The 4,155-nt window shown below is 63.4% G+C and carries 3 protein-coding genes and 1 pseudogene; 3 read left to right on the top strand and 1 reads right to left on the bottom strand.

The annotated features are described in order from the left end of the window. From JCM25156_RS10040 to JCM25156_RS10050, 3 genes are all read left to right on the top strand, one after another. Positions 1-1,469 (top strand): OprO/OprP family phosphate-selective porin (locus JCM25156_RS10040; protein WP_025812978.1); only part of this gene is annotated, 1,469 nt, incomplete at its 5' end. Between the two features lie 164 nt (positions 1,470-1,633). Further along, a complete protein-coding gene (locus JCM25156_RS10045; protein ID WP_148299373.1) occupies positions 1,634-2,212 on the top strand; it encodes a hypothetical protein in 579 nt (192 codons plus the stop codon). Positions 2,213-2,251: 39 nt separating this feature from the next. Beyond that, complete coding sequence (locus JCM25156_RS10050; protein ID WP_025812982.1) at positions 2,252-3,403, top strand: penicillin-binding transpeptidase domain-containing protein; 1,152 nt, start codon at positions 2,252-2,254, stop codon at positions 3,401-3,403. Positions 3,404-3,853: 450 nt separating this feature from the next. Here the strand turns inward: JCM25156_RS10050 and JCM25156_RS10060 are convergent. After that, positions 3,854-4,155 (bottom strand): annotated as a pseudogene (locus JCM25156_RS10060) (DNA polymerase III subunit delta); the annotation flags it as partial.

Below are 4,155 nucleotides of genomic sequence, written 5' to 3' on the forward strand. Positions count from 1 at the left end.
CGCAGGCCCGCCGCGTCGCGGCCGTCAAGGGCCAGCCCCTGCCGGACAGCTACGCCCGTGACATCCGCATCGGTGATGACAGCGCGAATACGATGAACGTGCTGCACAAGGCGGATCTCGGCACCCCGCCATCGGATCGTGGCGTTTCATCCTCATGGGCATCCTTCCGCGCGGCGACGGAGAAGGAAGAAGCCCTGCACATGGGTGGCATGGTGGTTGGTTTCCCCGGCGGGCGTCCCACCATTTCCACCGAGGACGGGATGTACGCCATGTCCATCGGTCTGGCGTTTCATGAAGATATTGGCGGTTTCATGGGCATGTCCCCGCGCCGGGGCGAGAGCAAGGGCGATTTCGCGGGCCTGACCGAAAACGCCCGCCGGCTGCGTATTCCCATCTCGTTCCGTTACAAGAACTGGATCGCCAACATCACGCCGGATTTCGGCTCCAGCAGTCACGACGGTTCGGCCACGCTGTATGAGGCCAACCTGAATTATGCCGGGTTCCACAACACCATCATCACCGCCGGTTATTTCCAGCCGCGCGTGACGGAAGAAGATTCCGAAAGCTCGAACGAATTCGAAATGATGGAACGCCCCGCCATTACCGACATGGTGCGTAACATCGCCGCCGGTGACGCGCGCATGAGCCTTGGCGCCCTGCATTATGACAAGCGCTGGTGGATCGCGGGTTACCTGACCGGGCAGAGCTATGGCGCGCGTAGCGCGGGCAACGTCTATGACAGCCAGACCGGCGCGACCTTCCGTGTCGCGGGCCGTCCCTACCTGTCAAAGGACATAGATGTGCATATCGGCCTGTCCGCCATCAGCGCCTTCAAGATGGCGCAGACCAACGCCGCCGGCGGGGCCGCCCGCACCTCGGTCGCGATGAGCGAGGCCCCGGAAGTCGATCTGACCACGACCAAGCTGCTCAGCGCCACCGTTGGCAATGTCGGCAGCATGTGGTCCGCCGGTCCGGAACTGGGCTTTCGGTGGAAGCGGCTGGTGCTGAAGGGTGAATACTATCACATCGGCATCACACGCGGCGACAACACGGCGGGTTCCGTGGGGAACGTGAGCAATGCTGGCGGCACCGTGAACTTCCAGGGTTATTATGGCGCGGCCAACTACACCCTGTTCGGCGCGCCGCGCAGCTACAACATCAAGGAAGGCGCGTTCTCCGCGCCGGGTGTGGACCATGCGTTCGATCCCGCGCATGGCTACTGGGGCGCGCTGGAAATCTCCGGCCGCTACAGCGTGGCCGACCTGAACAGCGGGCTGGGCAACAGCGTAACGGCCGTGCGTGGCGGGCAGCAGACGGTCTGGTCGGGCGGTCTGAACTGGTATCCGAACCGCCACTTCCGCTTCATGCTTGATTTCAACCACTTCATCGTAAGCGACAACAGCGTCGCCCAGAACATCATGGGCCGTCATGGCAACTCCGTCGCGGGTCGTATCCAGGCGGCGTTCTGAACCCTCTCCATCCCCTACCTGAAGTCTTTCCCCCGCGTGACGCCATATCCCCGTATGGCGTCACGTTTTTTATTTCCGCCAGATGTGTCCTTCATGTCGTGAAACGGGACGGAAGGGGGCGGGTTCCGCCGCCAGCCATAATCTTCATATCAGCCCCCCGCGCCATGGGGGCGGCTCTGGCCAGCCGAGGCCGGGCGTGCAAGGTTTATGGCACGGCAATGGGCGGTGGAAGAAGAATGAACGTGTGGAAACGGGGAGTTGTCGCGGCATTGCTGGCCGCGATCATGCCACTGTCATGTGAAAGGACGTGGGCCTCCGATGATCCTCTCCCTTTCGCGTTCACCCGGACCCAGGTCAACGCGGGGGGCGAACACCCGGAAATCTGCCTGGTTTTCAACGGTGCGCTCGAGGCTTCCCGAACGGATGATCTGGCGGCGAATGTCACGCTCACCCCCGCGACACATTCTGTCCCGCGTGTCGAGGATCACAGCTTCTGCCTTGGCGGGCTGTCCTACAATACCGCCTATCATATCGCCGTGGCCCCGGGCTTCCGTTCCGCCACGGGGGAAACGCTGGCAGGCCCGCTGACACTTTCGGCACATTTTGGCGACCGCCCGGCCATGGTGGCGCTCAGCGGGGATGGATACGTTCTTCCGCGTGAGGTTTCAGGCAATGTGGTTGTCCAGACCGTCACGGGATGCGCCATTGCGGGGTACTTTCGCGGCCCTTGTCGTCCGGCGTGACGGGGGTGTCATGGCCTGGATTGGCGGGGGGGAACATCAGTGCCCCGGCTGCGCGGTCGATCTGGTCATGGCGCGGCGTTCGCCCGGTTCCACCCTGAAGCCTTTATTTACGGCATGGCGTTTGATCGGGGACTGCTGACGCCCAGTACCCGGATCAGTGATGGCCGGATGAGCCTGTCAGGTTATGCGCCGCATGATTTTGACCAGAAGTTCAGGGGGGAGACAACGGTTGCGGATGCGCTCAGGCAGTCACTCAATGTGCCGGCGGTACAGGCCCTGCGCCTGATCGGGCCGGATCATTTCCTGTCCCGCCTCGCGGCCAGTGGTGTGGCGCCCGTACTGCCGGGGGGCGACACCTCGCCCGGCCTGGCGATCGCGCTGGGCGGGGAAGGACTTTCGATGTATGACCTCGCCACATTATATTCCGCCCTCAATCACGACGGGCAGGCCACGGTCCCGTATTTCGATGCGGCCGGGCGCACGGTCGCCACCAGCCTGCTTGGCCCACGCGCGGCACAGGATGTACGCGCCATTCTGGAAGGGACACCGCCGCCACCGGGCGTAGGGCAATGGAACCATGTCGCGTTCAAGACCGGCACATCCTATGGCATGCATGACGCGTGGGCGGCGGCGGTGACCGGGCCATGGACCATTATCGTCTGGGCGGGCCGCCCGGATGGCACGGCATCCCCCGGCATTACGGGCCGCACGACGGCAGCGCCCGTGCTGGCGCATATCGTCAGCCTGCTGGAGCCGGATGGGGACATCATGGCCTCCGGTGTAACGCCCCACCATCAGGCGCAGCGTTACCTGTCGCCCGCGCTGCGGCGACTGGCCCGGCCCGGGGGGCCGCAGATCATCCTGCCCCGGCCGGATAGCGAAATGGAGAGCCGGGCCGATGACGGCACCATGACCCCCATAGGTCTGGAAGCGGGCGGGGGAATGCCCCCCTACCGCTGGATGGTGAACGGAATGAGCCTGCCGGTGCCGCCGGGAGCATGCCGTCATGGTTGCCCGATGGTGTGGGTTACGCCCATATTTCCGTTATGGACATGCAGGGCCGCAGCGCTGCGGTGGATGTCAGGATCCGCTGAAAAGCCGCCTGAAACAACCATAAGAAGTTTGTGGATACCGCCTGTTTTTAAAAAAGCTTCACCAAAAAACTTTCCCAGAATTTGCGGAATGTCTTGAGGGCAGGCTGTTTCAAACAGTCTTCAGGACGTAATCTATTGATTTATAAGGGGTATGGAATGATTTGTGGTGTCCGCGGCGGGATTCGAACCCACGGCCCCAGGATTCATACCACTTCGGCTTTCACCGCCGCCATGCAGGGCATGGCGTTCGTGGTCTGGACTGTCCCTTCACCATGGGCCGCAAGCGGCCGACAGGTGCTGCCCATCCAGTCTCTACACCTTGCCGGAGAAATAACCGGCCTTGGCTCGGGATTGGCACGGCGTTAGCCAGAGCGTTCCCCGAATTTGAGCAGATCCGTCACGTGGTTTCCCGTCGTGACGCCCAATTGAAAACCAGGAATCCTGTGCTCTATCCGGCTGAGCTACGCGGACACACGCAGGCTTTCTAACCGAGCGCGCCCGGCCCGGCAAGGTGTTTTCCAGCGCCCGTGATGGAATATTTCACGCCCTAGCGCCGCCTGCGGTCATGCTGTGCCTGCGCGCACAGGCGGGCGACATGGCGCAGGCACAGCACGACATCCGGGCTTCCGGTCTGTTTGCAGGCCAGTTCCAGCGCCTGCGTTTCGTCCGCCGCGCGCAGCAGGGCGGCGGCGGACCATATGCCCAGTGCCTGTGAGAAACCGTCGGTCCGCTTGAAGAACACGGGCGGCCGCAACTGCCGCATGGCGTCCGCCCGGCTCATGCCGCCATCCATCGCGATCCGCGCGCGGCGCAGGCGGTGGATGTGTGACAGCAGCACCCGTGTCAGCG

It is taken from the genome of Komagataeibacter kakiaceti JCM 25156 (assembly GCF_000613305.1).

Coding starts and splice junctions, on each gene's coding strand:
- JCM25156_RS10045 (WP_148299373.1), top strand. CDS start 1,634: ATGGGGGCGGCTCTGGCCAGCCGAGGCCGGGCGTGCAAGGTTTATGGC.